15 protein-coding genes are annotated in these 20,414 nt (G+C 45.5%); all 15 read left to right on the top strand.

From position 1 onward, the window contains the following. The first annotated feature begins 20 nt into the window (after positions 1 to 20). The 15 genes from cpsG (NA624_RS15025) to gndA all read left to right on the top strand — a co-directional run bounded on the left by cpsG (NA624_RS15025) (position 21) and on the right by gndA (position 20,251). A complete protein-coding gene (cpsG, locus tag NA624_RS15025; RefSeq protein ID WP_023245289.1) occupies positions 21 to 1,391 on the top strand; it encodes a colanic acid biosynthesis phosphomannomutase CpsG in 1,371 nt (456 codons plus the stop codon). 53 nt (positions 1,392 to 1,444) lie between these two features. Then, a complete protein-coding gene (gene wcaJ, locus NA624_RS15020; RefSeq protein ID WP_000183156.1) occupies positions 1,445 to 2,839 on the top strand; it encodes an undecaprenyl-phosphate glucose phosphotransferase in 1,395 nt (464 codons plus the stop codon). 132 nt (positions 2,840 to 2,971) lie between these two features. Continuing rightward, a complete protein-coding gene (wzxC, locus tag NA624_RS15015; protein WP_000058690.1) occupies positions 2,972 to 4,450 on the top strand; it encodes a colanic acid undecaprenyl disphosphate flippase WzxC in 1,479 nt (492 codons plus the stop codon). A 21-nt stretch (positions 4,451 to 4,471) separates the two neighbouring features. Further along, positions 4,472 to 5,752, top strand: coding sequence for a colanic acid biosynthesis pyruvyl transferase WcaK (wcaK, locus tag NA624_RS15010; protein ID WP_000770900.1), 1,281 nt, complete (start codon positions 4,472 to 4,474; stop codon positions 5,750 to 5,752). Beyond that, positions 5,749 to 6,969, top strand: a complete 1,221-nt coding sequence (wcaL, locus tag NA624_RS15005; RefSeq protein WP_439040276.1) for a colanic acid biosynthesis glycosyltransferase WcaL — start codon at positions 5,749 to 5,751, stop codon at positions 6,967 to 6,969. The genes wcaK and wcaL overlap by 4 nt, the downstream gene beginning before the upstream one ends. Positions 6,970 to 6,979: 10 nt before the next feature. Beyond that, positions 6,980 to 8,383 (top strand): colanic acid biosynthesis protein WcaM, encoded by a 1,404-nt coding sequence (gene wcaM, locus NA624_RS15000; protein ID WP_001111844.1) that lies wholly within the window; start codon positions 6,980 to 6,982, stop codon positions 8,381 to 8,383. A 177-nt stretch (positions 8,384 to 8,560) separates the two neighbouring features. Continuing rightward, a complete protein-coding gene (gene galF / locus NA624_RS14995; RefSeq protein WP_000981469.1) occupies positions 8,561 to 9,454 on the top strand; it encodes a GalU regulator GalF in 894 nt (297 codons plus the stop codon). Between the two features lie 384 nt (positions 9,455 to 9,838). Further along, the gene (locus NA624_RS14990) at positions 9,839 to 10,918 is read left to right on the top strand and encodes an EpsG family protein (protein WP_000642134.1); all 1,080 of its coding nucleotides are present in this window, start codon (positions 9,839 to 9,841) and stop codon (positions 10,916 to 10,918) included. Beyond that, positions 10,918 to 11,919 (top strand): glycosyltransferase family 1 protein, encoded by a 1,002-nt coding sequence (locus NA624_RS14985; protein WP_000924686.1) that lies wholly within the window; start codon positions 10,918 to 10,920, stop codon positions 11,917 to 11,919. The genes NA624_RS14990 and NA624_RS14985 overlap by 1 nt, the downstream gene beginning before the upstream one ends. Next, positions 11,903 to 12,910 (top strand): glycosyltransferase, encoded by a 1,008-nt coding sequence (locus NA624_RS14980; protein WP_001536394.1) that lies wholly within the window; start codon positions 11,903 to 11,905, stop codon positions 12,908 to 12,910. The genes NA624_RS14985 and NA624_RS14980 overlap by 17 nt, the downstream gene beginning before the upstream one ends. Continuing rightward, positions 12,897 to 14,096: a glycosyltransferase gene (locus NA624_RS14975; protein ID WP_000415709.1), complete on the top strand. Its 1,200-nt coding sequence runs from the start codon at positions 12,897 to 12,899 to the stop codon at positions 14,094 to 14,096. The genes NA624_RS14980 and NA624_RS14975 overlap by 14 nt, the downstream gene beginning before the upstream one ends. Then, positions 14,093 to 15,511, top strand: coding sequence for a mannose-1-phosphate guanylyltransferase/mannose-6-phosphate isomerase (locus tag NA624_RS14970; protein WP_000632420.1), 1,419 nt, complete (start codon positions 14,093 to 14,095; stop codon positions 15,509 to 15,511). Before NA624_RS14975 ends, NA624_RS14970 begins: the two co-directional genes overlap by 4 nt. Positions 15,512 to 15,525: 14 nt before the next feature. Then, positions 15,526 to 16,896, top strand: a complete 1,371-nt coding sequence (gene cpsG / locus NA624_RS14965; protein ID WP_038405876.1) for a colanic acid biosynthesis phosphomannomutase CpsG — start codon at positions 15,526 to 15,528, stop codon at positions 16,894 to 16,896. A gap of 285 nt (positions 16,897 to 17,181) precedes the next feature. Further along, complete coding sequence (locus NA624_RS14960; protein WP_001259152.1) at positions 17,182 to 18,708, top strand: hypothetical protein; 1,527 nt, start codon at positions 17,182 to 17,184, stop codon at positions 18,706 to 18,708. Positions 18,709 to 18,844: 136 nt separating this feature from the next. Then, positions 18,845 to 20,251: an NADP-dependent phosphogluconate dehydrogenase gene (gene gndA, locus NA624_RS14955; protein ID WP_000043533.1), complete on the top strand. Its 1,407-nt coding sequence runs from the start codon at positions 18,845 to 18,847 to the stop codon at positions 20,249 to 20,251. The last annotated feature ends 163 nt before the right edge of the window (positions 20,252 to 20,414 follow it).

Here is a 20,414-nt window from a genome sequence, read left to right as displayed (position 1 = left end):
GCCTGAAGAAGGGTAAGCACATGACAAAATTAACCTGTTTCAAGGCCTACGACATTCGCGGCAGGCTGGGCGAAGAGCTCAATGAAGATATCGCGTGGCGGATTGGCCGCGCTTACGGCGAATATTTAAAACCGAAAACCATCGTGCTGGGCGGCGACGTGCGCCTGACCAGCGAGGCGCTGAAGCTGGCGCTGGCAAAAGGGTTACAGGACGCGGGCGTCGACGTGCTGGATATCGGTATGTCCGGCACCGAAGAGATTTACTTCGCCACCTTCCACCTCGGCGTGGACGGCGGTATTGAGGTGACCGCCAGCCATAACCCGATGGACTACAACGGTATGAAGCTGGTGCGCGAGGGCGCCCGCCCGATAAGCGGCGACACCGGTCTGCGCGACGTTCAGCGTCTGGCAGAAGCGGGCAATTTCCCGCCGGTGAACGAGGCCGCGCGCGGCAGCTACAGACAAATCAGCCTGCGCGACGCCTACATCGACCACCTGCTCGGCTATATCAGTGTTAACAATCTCACCCCGCTGAAGTTGGTGGTGAATTCCGGCAATGGGGCGGCGGGGCCGGTCATTGACGCCATCGAAGCGCGTCTGAAGGCGCTGGGCGCGCCGGTGGAGTTCATCAAAATCCACAACACCCCGGACGGCACCTTCCCGAACGGCATTCCCAACCCGTTGCTGCCGGAGTGTCGCGACGACACCCGCAAGGCCGTTATTGAACACGGGGCGGACATGGGCATCGCCTTTGACGGCGACTTCGACCGCTGCTTCCTGTTCGATGAGAAAGGGCAGTTTATCGAGGGGTACTACATCGTCGGGCTGCTGGCGGAAGCGTTTCTGGAAAAACACCCGGGGGCGAAGATTATCCACGACCCGCGCCTGACCTGGAACACGGAGGCAGTGGTGACGGCGGCGGGCGGGACGCCGGTGATGTCAAAAACCGGGCACGCCTTTATCAAGGAGCGGATGCGTACGGAGGATGCCATTTATGGCGGGGAAATGAGCGCGCATCACTATTTTCGTGATTTTGCCTACTGTGACAGCGGAATGATCCCGTGGCTGCTGGTGGCGGAGCTGGTGTGCCTGAAGGGACAGTCGCTGGGTGAACTGGTCCGCGACCGGATGGCGGCGTTCCCGGCGAGCGGGGAAATCAACAGCAGGCTGGCGGAGCCGGCGGCGGCCATCGCGCGGGTGGAAGCGCACTTTGCGGAAGAGGCGCAGGCAGTGGACCGCACGGACGGTCTCAGCATGTCGTTCGCCAACTGGCGTTTCAACCTGCGCTCGTCAAACACCGAACCGGTGGTGCGCCTGAATGTGGAATCACGCGGCGATATTCCGCTGATGGAAGCGCGAACACGCACTCTGCTGGCGCTGCTGAATCAGTAACGTCAGATCTCCCCTTACCGCCTGCGGGTAAGGGGCCAATCACAGGAACAACGATGACAAATCTAAAAAAGCGCGAACGAGCCAAAACCAATGCATCGTTAATCTCTATGGTGCAACGCTTTTCAGATATCACCATCATGTTTGGCGGGCTGTGGTTCATCTGTGAAGTCAGTGGACTGCCATTCCTGTACATGCACCTGTTGGTGGCGCTGATTACGCTGGTTGTTTTTCAAATGCTGGGCGGGATAACCGATTTTTATCGCTCCTGGCGCGGCGTCAAAATGTCGACAGAGTTAACGCTGTTACTGCAAAACTGGACGCTGAGCCTGATCTTCAGCGCCGGTCTGGTGGCGTTTAATGATGACTTTGACAACCGCCTCGCCACCTGGCTGGCCTGGTATGCGCTGTCCAGCCTGGGCTTAGTGTTATGCCGTTCATTTATTCGTTTCGGCGCGGGCTGGCTACGCAATCGTGGTTATAACACTCGCCGGGTCGCCGTCGCCGGAGATTTGCCTGCGGGCCAGACGTTGCTGGATAGCTTCCGTAATGAGCCGTGGCTGGGTTTTGAGGTGGTGGGCGTCTATCACGATCCCAAACCGGGCGGCGTCTCTGCTGACTGGGCCGGGAACTTCGAGCAGTTAATTGACGATGCGAAAGCCTCGCGAATTCACAATGTTTATATCGCCATGTCAATGAGCGACGGCGCCATGGTGAAAAAACTGGTGCGCGAGCTGGCCGACACCACCTGCTCGGTGATCCTTATTCCCGATGTGTTCACCTTTAATATTCTCCACTCGCGCGTGGAGGAGATGAGCGGCGTTCCGGTCGTTCCGCTGTATGACACGCCGCTATCAGGGATTAACCGTCTGCTTAAACGGGCAGAAGATATCGTGCTGGCGTCGCTGATTCTGCTGCTCATCTCACCGGTACTGTGCTGCATTGCGCTGGCGGTCAAATTGAGCTCGCCCGGGCCGGTGATTTTCCGTCAGACACGCTACGGGATGGACGGCAAGCCGATCAAGGTCTGGAAGTTCCGCTCAATGAAGGTGATGGAGAACGATAAGGTCGTTACCCAGGCGACGCAAAACGATCCGCGCGTCACCCGGGTAGGTAACTTTTTGCGTCGTACCTCGCTGGATGAATTGCCGCAGTTTATCAACGTATTAACTGGCGGGATGTCCATCGTCGGTCCTCGTCCTCACGCGGTGGCGCACAACGAACAGTATCGTCAGTTGATTGAAGGTTACATGCTACGCCACAAGATGAAGCCGGGCATCACCGGCTGGGCGCAAATTAATGGCTGGCGCGGTGAGACCGATACGCTGGAGAAAATGGAAAAACGCGTGGAATTCGACCTGGAATACATCCGCGAATGGAGTATTTGGTTCGATATAAAAATCGTTTTTCTGACGATTTTTAAAGGGTTTGTTAATAAAGCGGCGTATTAAGAACCTGACCCACAAGGCTATTTTACTTGCCATATTGAACCAGGGCAGCGTGTACGCTCCGGTTTTTCCGCGCTGCCCCTGTTCAATCTGGCTGCGCCAATGACGCCTTGTGAACAGGTTCTGGAGAAAAGAATGAGTTTACGACAAAAAACGATCAGCGGCGCTAAATGGTCGGCTATCGCCACGATAGTGATTATCGGTCTGGGGTTAATTCAGATGACGGTGCTGGCGCGGATCATCGACAACCACCAGTTTGGCCTGTTGACCGTCTCGCTGGTGATTATCGCGCTGGCCGACACGATCTCGGACTTTGGCATCGCGAACTCGATTATCCAGCGTAAAACGATTGGGCATCTGGAGCTGACCACGCTCTACTGGCTAAACGTTGGGCTTGGGATTGTGGTATTTGCGGTGGTCTTTTGGCTGAGCGATGCGATTGCCCATGTTTTGCATAACCCGGATCTCGCGCCGTTAATCAAAACGTTGTCGCTGGCGTTTATCGTGATCCCTCACGGGCAGCAGTTCCGCGCGCTGATGCAAAAAGAGCTGGAGTTCAATAAGATCGGCATGATCGAAACGACCTCCGTGCTGGCGGGGTTCACCTTTACGGTGATTAGCGCCCATTACTGGCCGCTGGCGTTAACCGCGATTCTCGGCTATCTGGTGAACAGCGCGGTGCGAACGCTGCTGTTTGGTTACTTTGGCCGCAAGATTTACCGTCCGGGGCTGCATTTTTCGCTGGCATCGGTGTCCACGAACCTGCGTTTTGGCGCGTGGCTGACGGCGGACAGTATCGTCAATTACATCAACACGAATTTATCGACGCTGGTACTGGCGAGAATTCTCGGCGCAAGCGTCGCCGGCGGATATAACCTCGCGTACAACGTGGCTGTTGTGCCGCCGGCGAAGCTTAACCCCATCATTACTCGCGTGCTATTTCCGGCATTCGCCAAAATCCAGGACGATACCGAGAAGCTGCGCGTCAACTTCTATAAGTTGCTTTCCGTGGTGGGAATTATCAATTTTCCCGCGCTGTTGGGCCTGATGGTAGTGGCGAACAATTTTGTGCCGTTAGTGTTTGGTGAGAAGTGGAACAGCATTATCTCGATCCTGCAATTGCTGTGCGTGGTGGGGCTGTTGCGCTCGGTCGGCAACCCGATTGGTTCGCTGCTGATGGCGAAAGCGCGCGTGGATATCAGCTTTAAATTCAACGTCTTTAAAACGTTTCTGTTTATCCCGGCAATTCTCATTGGCGGCCATCTGGCGGGGGCGATTGGCGTGACGCTGGGGTTCCTGGTGGTGCAAATCATCAACACCATTCTGAGCTATTTCGTGATGATTAAGCCGGTACTCGGCTCCAGCTATCGTCAGTATATTCTCAGCCTGTGGCTACCGTTTTATCTCTCATTGCCAACATTTATTACCAGCTACGGCGCAGGAAAGCTGGTCGACGGCTATTTACCGTTGTCAGGGGTATTCGCGCTACAGGTTATGGTCGGTATTTTGAGTTTTATTTTAATGATTATTTTTTCACGCAATGCGCTGGTGATGGAAATTAAAAATCAGCTTGTTGGCAGTGCAAAAATGAAAAAGTTATTACGTGTCGGATGACGGGGATATAAGAGGCTATTTATGAAATTATTAATTTTAGGCAACCACACATGCGGCAACCGTGGTGATAGCGCCATTATGCGCGGTTTGCTTGATGCCATCCGTCAACAGGCGCCAGAGGCGGAGATGGATGTGATGAGCCGTTTCCCGGTGAGTTCCGCCTGGTTGCAGGGGCGCCCGATTATTGCCGACCCGCTGTATCAGTTAAGTCAGAAACAGCAGGCGGCGGCAGGACTTAACGGTCGGGTGAAAAAAGTATTACGCCGTCGTTTTCAGCATAAAATTTTATTGTCTAAAGTCGCCCAGGAAGGATCGCTGCGTAATTTTGCTATCGCGCCGGAATTTGCCGAATTCGCGCAATTTATTGCGCAGTATGACGCCGTCATTCAGGTGGGCGGTTCAAACTATGTCGACTTATACGGTTTGACTCACTTTGAATATCCGCTGTGCGCGTTTATGGCGAACAAACCAATTTATATGGTGGGACATAGCGTCGGCCCTTTCCAGAACCCTGACTTTAACCAGCTCGCCAATTATGTTTTTGGACGCACCAGTGCGCTGATCCTGCGTGAAACCGTCAGCCGCGATCTGATGACCGCCGCGCAGATCGATACCCGGAAAGTGGAGCAGGGGGTGGATACTGCCTGGTTAGTCGAACGCCGTCACGACGAGTTTGTCGCCAGTTATGCTGTGCAGCACTGGCTGGACGTCACCGCGCGCCGCAAAACCGTCGCGATTACGTTGCGCGATCTGGAGCCGTTTGATAAACGCCTGGGCACCACTCAGCAGGCCTATGAGCAGGCATTTGCCCAGGTCGTGAATCGCCTGATTGCGGACGGTTATCAGGTACTGGCGCTGTCGACCTGCACCAGTATCGATCGCTATAACCGCGATGACCGGATGGTTGCGTTACGGATGGCGAAGTATGTAAACGACTCAGAGCATTTCCATATCGCGATGGACGAACTCAATGATGTGGAAATCGGAAAGATCCTCGCATCCTGCGTACTGACCATCGGGACGCGCCTGCATTCCGCCATTATCTCCATGAATTTTGGCACGCCCGCTATCGCCATTAATTATGAACATAAATCCGCCGGGATTATGCAGCAGCTAGGCCTGGCGGAATTGGCTATCGATATCCGTCACTTGCTGAACGGTTCATTACAAAGCGTGGTGGCCGATACGCTCAATCAATTGCCTGCGCTAAAGGCAAAAGTGGCTAACGCCGTCACCGAGGAGCGGGCGAAAGGGTTCACGATGATCAAATCCGTTCTCGACAAAATTCGGGAGGAACAATGAAAGTCAGCTTTTTTCTGCTGAAATTTCCACTCTCATCGGAAACCTTTGTGCTGAATCAGATTACTGCGTTTATTGATATGGGCCATGAGGTGGAGATTGTCGCGTTACAAAAAGGCGATACCCAACATACTCACGCCGCCTGGGAGAAGTATGGCCTGGCGGCGAAAACCCGCTGGTTACAGGATGAGCCCCAGGGACGGCTGGCGAAACTGCGCTACCGGGCATGTAAAACGCTGCCGGGGCTGCATCGGGCGGCGACCTGGAAAGCGCTCAATTTTACCCGCTATGGCGATGAATCACGCAATTTGATCCTTTCCGCGATTTGCGCGCAGGTGAGCCAGCCTTTTGTGGCGGATGTGTTCATCGCGCACTTTGGTCCGGCGGGCGTGACGGCGGCCAAATTACGCGAACTGGGCGTGCTTCGCGGCAAAATCGCGACTATTTTCCACGGGATTGATATCTCCAGCCGCGAAGTGCTCAGTCATTACACGCCGGAGTATCAGCAGTTGTTTCGTCGTGGCGATCTGATGCTGCCCATCAGCGATCTGTGGGCCGGTCGCCTGAAAAGTATGGGCTGCCCGCCGGAAAAGATTGCCGTTTCGCGCATGGGCGTCGACATGACGCGTTTTTCCCATCGTCCGGTGAAAGCGCCAGGGATGCCGCTGGAGATGATTTCCGTCGCGCGCCTGACCGAGAAAAAAGGACTGCATGTGGCGATTGAAGCCTGTCGGCAACTGAAAGCGCAGGGCGTGGCGTTTCGCTACCGCATTCTGGGGATTGGCCCGTGGGAACGTCGGCTGTGCACGCTCATCGAGCAGTATCAGCTAGAGGATGTCATTGAGATGCCGGGGTTTAAACCGAGCCATGAAGTGAAGGCGATGCTGGATGACGCCGATGTTTTTTTGCTGCCGTCGATTACCGGTACTGATGGCGATATGGAAGGTATTCCGGTAGCGCTGATGGAGGCGATGGCGGTAGGGATTCCCGTGGTGTCTACCGTGCATAGCGGTATTCCGGAACTGGTGGAGGCCGGCAAATCCGGCTGGCTGGTGCCGGAAAACGATGCGCAGGCGCTGGCGGCCCGACTCGCTGAGTTCAGCCGGATTGACCACGACACGCTGGAGTCGGTGATCACGCGCGCCCGTGAAAAAGTGGCGCAAGATTTTAATCAGCAGGCGATTAATCGCCAGTTAGCCAGCCTGCTACAAACGATATAAACGAGGTGGTATGCCCGCGACTAAATTCTCCCGACGTACCCTCCTGACGGCAGGTTCTGCGCTTGCTGTTCTTCCTTTTCTGCGCGCCTTGCCGGTACAGGCGCGTGAACCTCGCGAGACCGTCGATATTAAGGATTATCCGGCGGATGACGGTATCGCCTCGTTCAAACAGGCCTTCGCCGACGGACAGACCGTGGTCGTACCGCCAGGATGGGTGTGTGAAAATATCAATGCGGCGATAACGATTCCGGCGGGAAAAACGCTGCGGGTACAGGGCGCGGTGAGTGGGAATGGCCGGGGACGGTTTATTTTGCAGGACGGGTGTCAGGTGGTGGGGGAGCAGGGCGGCAGTCTGCACAATGTGACGCTGGATGTTCGCGGGTCGGACTGTGTGATTAAAGGCGTGGCGATGAGTGGCTTTGGCCCCGTCGCGCAAATTTTCATCGGTGGTAAGGAACCGCAGGTGATGCGTAATCTCATTATCGATGACATCACCGTTACCCACGCCAACTACGCCATTCTCCGCCAGGGATTTCATAACCAAATGGACGGCGCGAGGATTACGCATAGCCGCTTTAGCGATTTGCAGGGGGACGCCATTGAGTGGAATGTCGCGATTCACGACCGCGACATCCTGATTTCCGATCATGTCATCGAACGCATTGATTGTACCAATGGCAAAATCAACTGGGGGATCGGCATCGGGCTGGCGGGTAGCACCTATGACAATAGTTATCCTGAAGACCAGGCAGTAAAAAACTTTGTGGTGGCCAATATTACCGGATCTGATTGCCGACAGCTGGTGCACGTAGAAAATGGCAAACATTTCGTCATTCGCAATGTCAAAGCCAAAAACATCACGCCAGATTTCAGTAAAAAGGCGGGTATTGATAACGCAACGATCGCAATTTATGGCTGTGATAATTTCGTCATTGATAATATTGATATGACAAATAGTGCCGGGATGCTCATCGGCTATGGCGTCGTTAAAGGCAAATACCTGTCAATTCCGCAAAACTTTAAATTAAACGCTATTCGGTTGGATAATCGCCAGGTTGCTTATAAATTACGCGGCATTCAAATTTCCTCCGGTAACGCCCCCTCTTTTGTCGCCATCACCAACGTACGGATGACGCGTGCTACGCTGGAACTGCATAATCAACCACAGCATCTTTTTCTGCGTAATATCGACGTGATGCAAACTTCAGTCATTGGCCCGGCGTTAAAAATGCGCTTCGATTTGCGTAAAGATGTCCGTGGTCAATTTATGGCCCGCCAGGACACGCTGCTTTCTCTCGCTAATGTTCATGCCATCAATGAAGACGGGCAGAGTTCCGTGGATATCGACAGGATTAATCACCAAACCGTGAATGTCGAAGCAGTGAATTTTCCGCTGCCGAAGCGGGGAGGGTAAGTACCGCTATTTTTACGAAAATTCCTGGGAAAAAGTTGTTCATACTTAATGTTATGGTGCCGACTAAGACGTAATGTAGAGCGTGCCATCATTATCCCTGGCAGCAGAGTAATTCATGCTGGCGAAAACAAGCTAAAGAGCTATAATTCAGCAACCATTTTACAGGTGGAAGAAACAATGATGAATTTGAAAGCAGTTATACCGGTAGCGGGTTTGGGTATGCATATGTTGCCTGCCACCAAGGCAATCCCAAAAGAGATGCTACCGATCGTCGACAAGCCAATGATTCAGTACATTGTCGATGAGATTGTGGCTGCAGGGATCAAAGAAATCGTACTGGTGACTCACGCGTCTAAAAACGCCGTTGAGAACCACTTCGACACCTCTTATGAACTTGAATCACTTCTTGAGCAGCGCGTTAAGCGCCAGCTTTTGGCGGAAGTGCAATCTATCTGCCCACCGGGCGTAACGATTATGAACGTTCGCCAGGCGCAGCCGTTAGGGCTGGGGCACTCTATTCTGTGCGCGCGTCCGGTTGTGGGCGATAACCCTTTCATTGTGGTACTCCCGGATATTATTATTGATGATGCTACCGCCGATCCGCTGCGCTATAACCTTGCGGCGATGGTGGCGCGTTTCAATGAAACGGGTCGCAGCCAGGTGCTGGCGAAGCGCATGAAAGGTGATTTATCGGAGTATTCCGTTATCCAGACGAAAGAACCTCTGGATAATGAAGGCAAAGTCAGCCGGATTGTGGAGTTTATCGAAAAACCGGATCAGCCGCAGACGCTGGATTCCGATTTGATGGCGGTAGGCCGTTATGTGCTTTCAGCCGACATCTGGGCGGAACTGGAAAGAACCGAACCGGGCGCCTGGGGCCGTATCCAGCTCACCGATGCCATTGCTGAACTGGCGAAAAAACAGTCGGTTGACGCGATGCTAATGACGGGTGACAGCTATGACTGCGGTAAAAAAATGGGCTACATGCAGGCATTTGTGAAGTACGGGCTGCGCAACCTGAAAGAAGGAGCGAAGTTCCGTAAGAGCATAGAGCAGCTTTTGCATGAATAAGTATTAACAACCGTGATAAATGGTTGGTGATAAACATAATAACGGCAGTGAACATTCGAAGCGGCAAGTTGGCTGAAACGAGTGTTGACTGCCGTTTTAGTTTTGTATAAAGGGTTTAAGTAACAAGGGGTTATCTGGAGCATTTTAATGCTGATTTTATAAGATTAATCCTTGTTTCCGGATGCAATTAATAAGACAATTAGCGTTTAAGTTTTAGTGAGCTTTGCCCTGCTGGGCGAGGTTTGTAACAAGTCGATATGTACGCAGTGCACTGGTAGCTGATGAGCCAGGGGCGGTAGCGTGTCCTGAATAATTATAATATCGTATTTATAAAGATTATTTTTAGAAAACAATAAGAATAATTTTTTATTTGAGAGACTTAGCATGATATATTACATTTTTATTGTAATTTTTCCGTTCTTTTCATTTGTTAAGAATAAAAATATAAAAATTTACGCCTTGATGCTAAGTTTTTTATTTCTTGTCTCGTTTTGTTCTTTACGTTGGCAGACTGGTACTGATTGGCTCCCCTATTACGATGATTTCATGAGTCCAGGGAATCGACATGACTTTGAAATCGGGTATGTATTATACGTCAAATTAATAAGATATTTGACAGATAATTATACATTGTTTCTATTCACTACATCAATTATTCCTATCGCGTTAATATTCTGGGGATGCCTGAAAACACAAAAAAATATATCATTAACTATTCTGTCTGTTTGTGTTTTTTATAGTTATTATTATCTGGGGTCTTTTTTTGGGGCCGAAAGAAGAATTATTGCAATTGGGTTATCTTTTTTCGCTTTAATCCAATATAAAAGTAATAAAAAGGTGCAATCGCTTATTCTTATTCTATGTGCGTCGACATTTCATATCTCGTCTTTAGTTACCTTATCTGTTTTTTTAATCAATAAGTTATCTTTAAACTTATATAAAATATTACTTGTGCTTGGTGCCATTCTATCATTGCCTTTGTCACATTATTTATCAGATATAATTTCTTCCGTTATTAGTCTAATTCCTGTCGAAATTGTTCGCTATAAACTCACTGTTTATACTCAAAATGCACAAGAATATGGTTCCATAAGTATATCTGGAATTTTAAAAAGGGTGGTAATTTCTGCTATTTTTATTTACACATTATCTTTTGATATAAAAAATAATAAGGCAAATTTATTTTTGGTAAAAACATATTTATTTGGAACTATCATATATTTATTTTTATCTCCGATCTCAGCCATGTTCTCAGTAATTAGTATATATTTTACTATAGTCGAAATATTGTTGATTCCTGCAGTATTAGTGCGTGTAGGAATTTTTACACGGATTCCTGCTCTGATTTTTATAGTGATTTTTTATTTTGGCTATCAAGTTTACTCTATACTAGGGTCTTATCCTGAACTTTTCTATCCTTACATATCGGTATTTTCAGAAATTCAGCGTCAAGGTATTTACTAATGTTATTAATATATACGGGTTCGTATCCAGATGATAAATGTGGAGTAGGTGATTATGTTTATAATCTAAACCAAGAAATTAAAAAGAATTATACAGTTAACGTTGTCAAACTATCCTTATTCGAATTAATCTATAAAATAGTTTCTAATAGAAAAATTATCAAACTTATTAATATTCAATATCCATCGATTGGATTTTCGACAAACAAAATTGCGGCTTTTAAACCTCATGTTGCATTTATCTTAGCTAAGTTAGTTGGCTTAAAAACATCGATAACGCTACACGAATTTAGTAGTTTATCAAAGAGAGCTCAATATTTCCTAAAAATTTTTAAGCTTGCTGATTATATAATCTTTACAACTCAGTATGAGAAGAATATAGGTGAAAAAACATTATTTAATTCTGCAAAAACAAGACTAATTCCTATCGCATCTAACATACCTTCTTGCCAAAAGAAAGAAAAAAAATTTGATCTTGTTCATTTTGGTATAATTTCCAAAGGAAAGGGAATAGAAGAATTTATCTGGATTATTAAAGAACTTAATAAGAAAAATATTAAATTCCGCTCTGCCTTGATTGGTTATGTTCCTAGTGCTGACAATAGTTATGCCAATTTAATTATAGAACAGTGTACAGAACAAAAGTGCGAGTTACTTTTAAATAAATCAGCAGCCGAAATATCAAATCTGCTAGCTGAAACTGACATGGCTATATTACCATATCCCGATGGCATCTCAGAACGGAGAGGTACTGCCCTTGCTGCGATGATTAATCGAGTATTAGTATTTTCCCTAAGGGGGCAGTTTTCGTCTGAATTTGAAAATATTGCCGTATTAGGGAACGATAAAAATGATCTTTTGAGTAAGGTTTTATATTATATAAATAATACAGATAGCTTTGCCAAAATTAATGATAGTGCCTATGAGTACTCTGAAAAAAGAAATTGGCAGTCGATCGCTCAACTGTATATAGGACTAATAAACAATGATAGTAATAAATAATTATTTTAGTGGTGTTTTAAAAAGAGGAATACCGATTTATACTGAAGAGTTAGTTCTTCAAATGAAAAAGGACTCTATGCAAGTCTGTGAATTAACTTGTCCAAAAGTCCTATACCCTTTACCTGCTTTTATACATAATTTTTTATTCATATTCTATGAACAAATACTTACTCCGCTTATTGGACTTATATTAAAGTCAAAATTTAATATCTATCCATATAATAGTACATCAATTATAGACGCGTACTTGGGTAAATCAGTGGTTATTATTCATGATCTAATAAGCTTAAGAAAAAAGAACCATTCTTTATCCGCGAAATATGTGTCATATTGTATGCTCAAAGCATCACAATTAAAAGCCGATTATATATATATATCAAAAACAACTAAGCGTGTTATAGATAGCATTGAACTCTTTAAAAATTGTAAAGGCTATTATTTCCCAAACACATTTTTTCGTTTCGAGGAAATTGCGAAAAAAAATACGATTCTTGATCTTGGATATATATTATTGGTAACAGGGGTGGGTGATAATAAAGATCTCGATGGTGCTTTGAAATTATATTCATCTATTAGCAAGGATGAACGATTGCCGCTTAAAATATTAGGCTGTGGAAATGCCATAGAGAGGGTAAAAAAAATAATTGATGACCATAGAGTCCAAAGTGAAATTGAAGTTATTCCTTTCTTGGATCTTGATGATGTTGTAAGTCTTTATTGTAACTCTACCTTTATTTGGGCACATTCGAAATATGAGGGTTATGGAAGAGCTGTAGCAGAGGCTAAGTTGTCCCATAAAAAGATTTTATGTACACAAATATCAGCCTTTATGGAACAAAAAGATGAAAATGTATATCTTTATACTAATCAAAATGACTTTCACATCCAATATAAAGCTGTGTTAGCTAGCAAGTATAAAGATATCCATGGGCAATTGATAGAACATGAAATTTTTAAATCCCAACTCGAGTTTTTATATGGAAAAAAGTAAAATACTCATCCTCACCCCACGATTTCCGTATCCAGTGGTAGGAGGGGATAGGTTAAGGATATATCGCATTTGTAAGGAATTGTCTAAATACTACACATTAGATTTGCTAAGTCTATGCGATAGTATCGAAGACTTAAATTTTATAGTAAAAAATGATCACGTCTTTGATAAAATTTTCCGGATCTATCATCCTAAAATAAAAAGTTATTTTAATGTATTAAAAGCATTACCTGGTAGAAAACCACTTCAGATAGCTTATTATAAAAATACTGAATTTGAAAATAAACTTAATGAGATAATTGGGAATTATGATTTGACTCTTTCTCATCTCATTCGTGTTGGTGATTACACTTTAAATAAGCCTGGCTTGCATATTCTTGAAATGACTGATGCAATTTCCTTAAATTATTCGCGTATAAAAAAAGAAGCTCCGAAAAATTCTTTAAAAAGCATCATTTACTCTATCGAACAAGAGCGATTATTAAAATATGAAAAAGAAGTTTATGGCCGCTATTCACTCATATCGTTAATATCAGAGGTTGACAAAAAATTCCTTTTTGGGAATAGGAATGATAACATTTTGGTTTGTAATAATGGAGTTGATCTTGAGGATTATCCTTTTACAAAGAGAGTCATTGAAAATACCAATATAATTAATCTTATTTTTATTGGGAACTTGTGTTCATTCCAAAATTTTGACGGAGTGAAATGGTTCGTAAAAAATATTCTACCATCAATAAATAAAAATAATAACGGTAAGCAATATATTTTCCACATTTTAGGTAAAATAAACAAAAGTGATAAACTATATTTACAAGGTTTTGAAAATGTTGTGGTGAGTGGCAGCGTTACAAATATGGCTGATGCGGCTAAAATAGGACATATCGGAATTTGCCCAGTTCGGTTTGGTGCAGGTGTACAAAATAAAATATTAGAATATATGGCTCTTGGACTTCCAACTATCACATCCCGAATGGGTTATGAGGGTATAGAAGCAAATATTGGTGAAGAGATATTAATTGCTGATAATAGTGATGAGTACTTGAAGTCGTTAGAAACTTTGAGTGAAAATTCTGTATATCAAATGATTGCTAAGAATGCGCGAAATTTTGTTGCGGAGAAATTTAATTGGTCAACGCGTTTATCAGTTTTGGTGAAAAATATTGAGAGGTTAACAGGAAAATGATTACACCAATAATTATGGCTGGGGGAAATGGAAGTCGGTTATGGCCACTTTCTCGAACGTTATATCCTAAACAGTTTTTATGTTTAGATGGCTCTCAAAGTATGCTTCAGACCACAATTACGCGAATTAATAATTTGAATGCTTCAGATCCTATTGTTATTTGTAATGAGCAGCACAGGTTTATTGTTGCAGAACAGCTTAAAGAATTATCTAAATCATCTGGCGATATAATTTTAGAACCTGTTGGACGTAACACGGCCCCTGCAGTAGCCTTGGCAGCTTTAAAATGCCTTAAGAAAAACGCTTTACTGTTAGTATTGGCTGCTGACCATATAATTAAGGACGAAGAAACGTTTTGTAAGACTATACAAGACGCTAGAAAATATGCCGAAGCAGGAAAATTAGTTACGTTTGGTATTGTACCTACCATGCCAGAGACAGGTTATGGTTATATACGGCGTGGGCAAGCTCTTTTCTCTGCAGAAAATGATTGTTCTTTGGCGTTTAGGGTGGCTGAATTTGTCGAAAAACCCAATCTAGAAACGGCTCAGAGTTATCTTGATTCTGGTGAGTATTACTGGAACAGCGGTATGTTTTTATTTAGGGCAGATCGATATATTGAAGAGTTAAAAAAATTTCGCCCTGATATTTATAAAGCTTGCTCATTAGCGATGGAATCTGCTGTTACGGATCTCGATTTCATTCGAGTGGATGAAGATTCATTTTGCGCTTGCCCGGATGAATCAATTGATTATGCAGTGATGGAAAAGACGAATGACGCGGTTGTCGTACCTTTAAATGCGGGTTGGAGTGATGTCGGTTCGTGGTCTTCTCTTTGGGAGATAAGTGATAAAGATAGTAATGGTAATGTGACTAAAGGCGATGTATTAAGCCACAATGCAGATAATTGCTATCTCCATGCAGAAACGGGTTTGGTAACCGCTGTTGGTGTCAAAGATCTTATAGTCGTGCAAACGAAAGATGCCGTTTTAGTTGCAAACACAAACTGTGTTCAAGATGTTAAGAAAATTGTTGAGAAAATTAAATTAGAAAATCGTCATGAGCATATAACTCATCGGGAAGTTTATAGACCATGGGGTAAATACGATTCAATCGATTTCGGTGAGCGTTATCAGGTAAAGAGAATCACTGTAAAACCCGGAGAAGGAATTTCAGAGCAGCAACATTATCATCGCGCGGAACACTGGATTATCGTTGCAGGTACCGCAAAAATAACCATAAAAGGTGAAGTGAAAATTTTAACTGAAAATGAATCCGTATATATTCCTGTCGGTGTTAAGCACTGCCTTGAAAACCCAGGGAAAATTGCACTTGAACTTATTGAAGTAAGATCCGGCGCATATTTAGGGGAGGATGATATTGTTCGTTTTTCAGATAAGTATGGTCGTAATTAAGGAATAACGTAATAATGAATAATTTAACTTGTTTTAAGGCCTACGACATTCGCGGCAGGCTGGGCGAAGAGCTCAATGAAGATATCGCGTGGCGGATTGGCCGCGCCTACGGCGAATATTTAAAACCGAAAACCATCGTGCTGGGCGGCGACGTGCGCCTGACCAGCGAGGCGCTGAAGCTGGCGCTGGCAAAAGGGTTACAGGACGCGGGCGTCGACGTGCTGGATATCGGTATGTCCGGCACCGAAGAGATTTACTTCGCCACCTTCCACCTCGGCGTGGACGGCGGTATTGAGGTGACCGCCAGCCATAACCCGATGGACTACAACGGTATGAAGCTGGTGCGCGAGGGCGCCCGCCCGATAAGCGGCGACACCGGTCTGCGCGACGTTCAGCGTCTGGCAGAAGCGGGCAATTTCCCGCCGGTGAACGAGGCCGCGCGCGGCAGCTACAGACAAATCAGCCTGCGCGACGCCTACATCGACCACCTGCTCGGCTATATCAGTGTTAACAATCTCACCCCGCTGAAGTTGGTGGTGAATTCCGGCAATGGGGCGGCGGGGCCGGTCATTGACGCCATCGAAGCGCGTCTGAAGGCGCTGGGCGCGCCGGTGGAGTTCATCAAAATCCACAACACCCCGGACGGCACCTTCCCGAACGGCATTCCCAACCCGTTGCTGCCGGAGTGTCGCGACGACACCCGCAAGGCCGTTATTGAACACGGGGCGGACATGGGCATCGCCTTTGACGGCGACTTCGACCGCTGCTTCCTGTTCGATGAGAAAGGGCAGTTTATCGAGGGGTACTACATCGTCGGGCTGCTGGCGGAAGCGTTTCTGGAAAAACACCCGGGGGCGAAGATTATCCACGACCCGCGCCTGACCTGGAACACGGAGGCAGTGGTGACGGCGGCGGGCGGGACGCCGGTGATGTCAAAAACCGGGCACGCCTTTATCAAGGAGCGGATGCGTACGGAGGATGCCATTTATGGCGGGGAAATGAGCGCGCATCACTATTTTCGTGATTTTGCCTACTGTGACAGCGGAATGATCCCGTGGCTGCTGGTGGCGGAGCTGGTGTGCCTGAAGGGACAGTCGCTGGGTGAACTGGTCCGCGACCGGATGGCGGCGTTCCCGGCGAGCGGGGAAATCAACAGCAGGCTGGCGGAGCCGGCAGCGGCCATCGCGCGGGTGGAAGCGCACTTCGCGGAAGAGGCGCAGGCGGTGGACCGCACGGACGGACTCAGCATGTCGTTCGCCGACTGGCGTTTCAACCTGCGCTCGTCGAACACCGAACCGGTGGTGCGCCTGAATGTGGAATCACGCGGCGATATTCCGCTGATGGAAGCGCGAACGAAAGAAATTCTTCAGCTACTCAATTCATAAAAAGCAGCCCTTCTTTATGGAGGGCTAACTTTTCGGATATTCTCTAACCAATTCGTAGTATAAAGCCAATAAATATTAAGTGTGTTTGATTGTTGTTGGTTTCCATTTCTAATAGATATAAGGCTTTCGCTATGTTCTTTTCGGACAGTATAAATAATCATTGATATGATTATTTATTTTACCTTCCTGGTAATATTAATTATTATGGGGCTAATAATAATTGATGTAATCCTGTAACTTCCCACGAATATTTATTTACTTTAAGTTTACATCCGGAAAGTAAAAATGCGAACTATAAAAGCGATTAACAACTTTAAAGTTGATTTATTTATTACTTTTTTTCTTATTGCGCTAGGATTTTATCTTCGAACTATATTTGTCTCTAAGATGGGCGCTGATTTAACAGGTGTGATGTTGTTATTTACACAACTGACTGCTTATTTAAATCTCGCCGAGCTTGGCATAGGGGTAGCTGCGGCAAGCCTTTTATACAAGCCGCTGAGTGAGGGGGATTATGCAAAAATAAAATACTTAACTTTATTGCTGTCTACAATCTATAGATATATCTCGTTTTTAGTTTTATTGATAGGTATAGTAATTGGCTTTGGTATTTACTTTTTCATCGATTCTGTTAATGCAGTAAGTCACGTTTTTATTTATTGGGCATTTTTTGTAATAAATACATCTTTAACTTATTCTTATGCAAAGCATTCAACTCTATTAACTGCAAATCAGCAATATTCAGTAGTCCGTAAAATACAGGGTGGCGGGAAAATATTAATTATTGCGCTGCAAATATTGCTATTAGTCACCACACATAATTTCTTACTCTATTTGCTCGTTGAAACTATTGGCGTGATAGTACAGTATTTTATATTTAAAAATATTATTAATAACGACATCCATTTTAAGGTAGTTCCACAATCTATTAGCGATGATGAAAAAACAACATTAAAAAATGAATTAAAAATAAAAATAAAAAACATGTTTTTTCATAAGATTGGTGGTGTGTTAGTTTTAAATACTGATTATTTGCTAGTTTCAAAATTTCTTAATTTAAGCTACGTCACGATTTATGGAAGTTATATGATGGTCTTCCAGGTTGTGACTGTGCTTATGTCCAGTTTTGTTAATGCTATTACAGCTAGTGTGGGTAATTTTTTAATCAATCAAAATGATGATGAAGTTACCAGTATTGCAAAGCAATTTAACACAGTATTTATAGCATTGGCTACCTTCATTTCTTTGAATATGTATTTTTTGGTTAATGACTTTATTACCAGCTGGATAGGCGAAAAATTCATACTAGGTAATGGTATTGTTATATTAATGCTTGTTAATGTATTTATAAGTGTCATTAGAATTCCTTGTGATATTTTTAAAAACGCAACTGGTTTTTTTGGGGATGTATATTATCCTTTGCTTGAGGGAGTGGTTAATTTATTTTTTTCCGCGCTCCTGGCTTTTTATATTGGTCTTCCCGGTATTATTATTGGCACGATTATATCTAATGTATTAATTACATTAATTGCAAAGCCATTATATCTATATGGTAAAATGTTTGGTAGATTTAATGCATTAAAAAAGTACTTGTCATTTGTACTGAAACCTTTAATATTCTCATTTGTTATTTTTGCTGTTTTTTATTTTACAAGAGAACAAATAATTTTCTTTAAAGTTTCCAACTGGTTTGACTTTATAAGTAAGCTTACTATTGTATCGCTGGTAAGTATGATTATAGTTTTTGCGGTTTTTTATGCAGATGCTAACTTTAGGTCTTTTGTTAAAAGAATTTTACGCGTGGTATTTTAAGTTAACCAAGCGGGAAAATATCCGCCGAACCACAATGTGCTATTAATGGACAAGTATTTAATATGCTTTACGCTGTAAAATTTGTAGCACATAATGGTGAAATATATGTAACTTCCACACCTGACAGGAGTATGTAATGTCCAAGCAACAGATCGGCGTCGTCGGTATGGCAGTGATGGGGCGCAACCTCGCGCTCAACATCGAAAGCCGTGGTTATACCGTCTCCGTTTTCAACCGCTCCCGTGAAAAGACCGAAGAAGTGATTGCCGAGAATCCCGGCAAAAAGCTGGTGCCTTATTACACGGTGAAAGAGTTTGTTGAATCCCTCGAAACGCCTCGTCGTATCCTGTTAATGGTGAAAGCGGGCGCAGGTACTGATGCAGCTATCGATTCGCTGAAACCGTATCTGGAAAAAGGCGATATCATTATTGATGGCGGTAACACCTTCTTCCAGGACACAATCCGTCGCAATCGCGAGCTGTCTGCGGAAGGTTTTAACTTTATCGGTACCGGCGTTTCCGGTGGTGAAGAGGGCGCGCTGAAAGGGCCATCTATCATGCCTGGCGGTCAGAAAGATGCCTATGAACTGGTGGCGCCGATCCTGACGAAGATTGCTGCCGTGGCAGAAGATGGCGAACCGTGCGTGACCTATATCGGCGCCGATGGTGCTGGTCACTACGTTAAGATGGTCCATAATGGTATCGAATATGGCGATATGCAGCTTATCGCTGAAGCTTACTCCCTGCTGAAAGGCGGCCTGAACCTCAGCAATGAAGAGTTGGCGAACACTTTTACCGAGTGGAATAACGGCGAGCTGAGCAGTTATCTGATCGACATCACTAAAGACATCTTCACTAAAAAAGATGAAGACGGAAACTACCTGGTGGATGTCATTCTTGATGAAGCCGCCAACAAAGGGACCGGTAAATGGACCAGCCAGAGCGCGCTGGATCTGGGCGAACCGCTGTCGCTGATTACCGAATCTGTCTTTGCGCGTTACATCTCTTCGCTGAAAGCGCAACGTGTTGCCGCATCTAAAGTGCTCTCCGGACCGAAAGCGCAGCCGGCAGGCGACAAAGCGGAATTTATCGAGAAAGTGCGTCGTGCGCTGTATCTTGGCAAGATCGTCTCCTATGCGCAGGGGTTCTCGCAGCTACGCGCCGCGTCTGATGAATATCACTGGGATCTTAACTACGGCGAGATTGCTAAGATTTTCCGTGCGGGCTGTATCATTCGCGCTCAGTTCCTGCAGAAAATCACCGATGCTTACGCAGAAAACGCCGGTATTGCCAATTTGCTGTTAGCGCCTTACTTCAAGAAAATTGCTGATGAGTACCAGCAGGCGCTGCGTGATGTTGTGGCTTACGCGGTGCAGAACGGCATTCCGGTGCCGACATTCTCTGCGGCAGTGGCCTACTATGACAGCTATCGCGCCGCAGTACTGCCAGCTAACTTAATTCAGGCGCAGCGTGACTACTTTGGTGCGCACACCTATAAACGTACTGATAAAGAAGGTGTTTTCCATACCGAATGGTTGGAATAATTTCTGCAAGCTTGTTTAAGCCCGGTTTAATACCGGGCTTTTTTTTATCTCTATTCTTATTGATTTATCGCTTTTGCTTAATATTAACTTAATAATCTGTGTTTATCGTAATGAAGATAATCTGAATTGTTTTCGTCTGCGTTGCACTTTATATACTCAGGCG

The organism is Salmonella sp. NW38, assembly GCF_051807745.1.
Taxonomy (GTDB): domain Bacteria; phylum Pseudomonadota; class Gammaproteobacteria; order Enterobacterales; family Enterobacteriaceae; genus Salmonella; species Salmonella enterica.
This window is presented reverse-complemented; position numbering and strand designations above follow the sequence as displayed.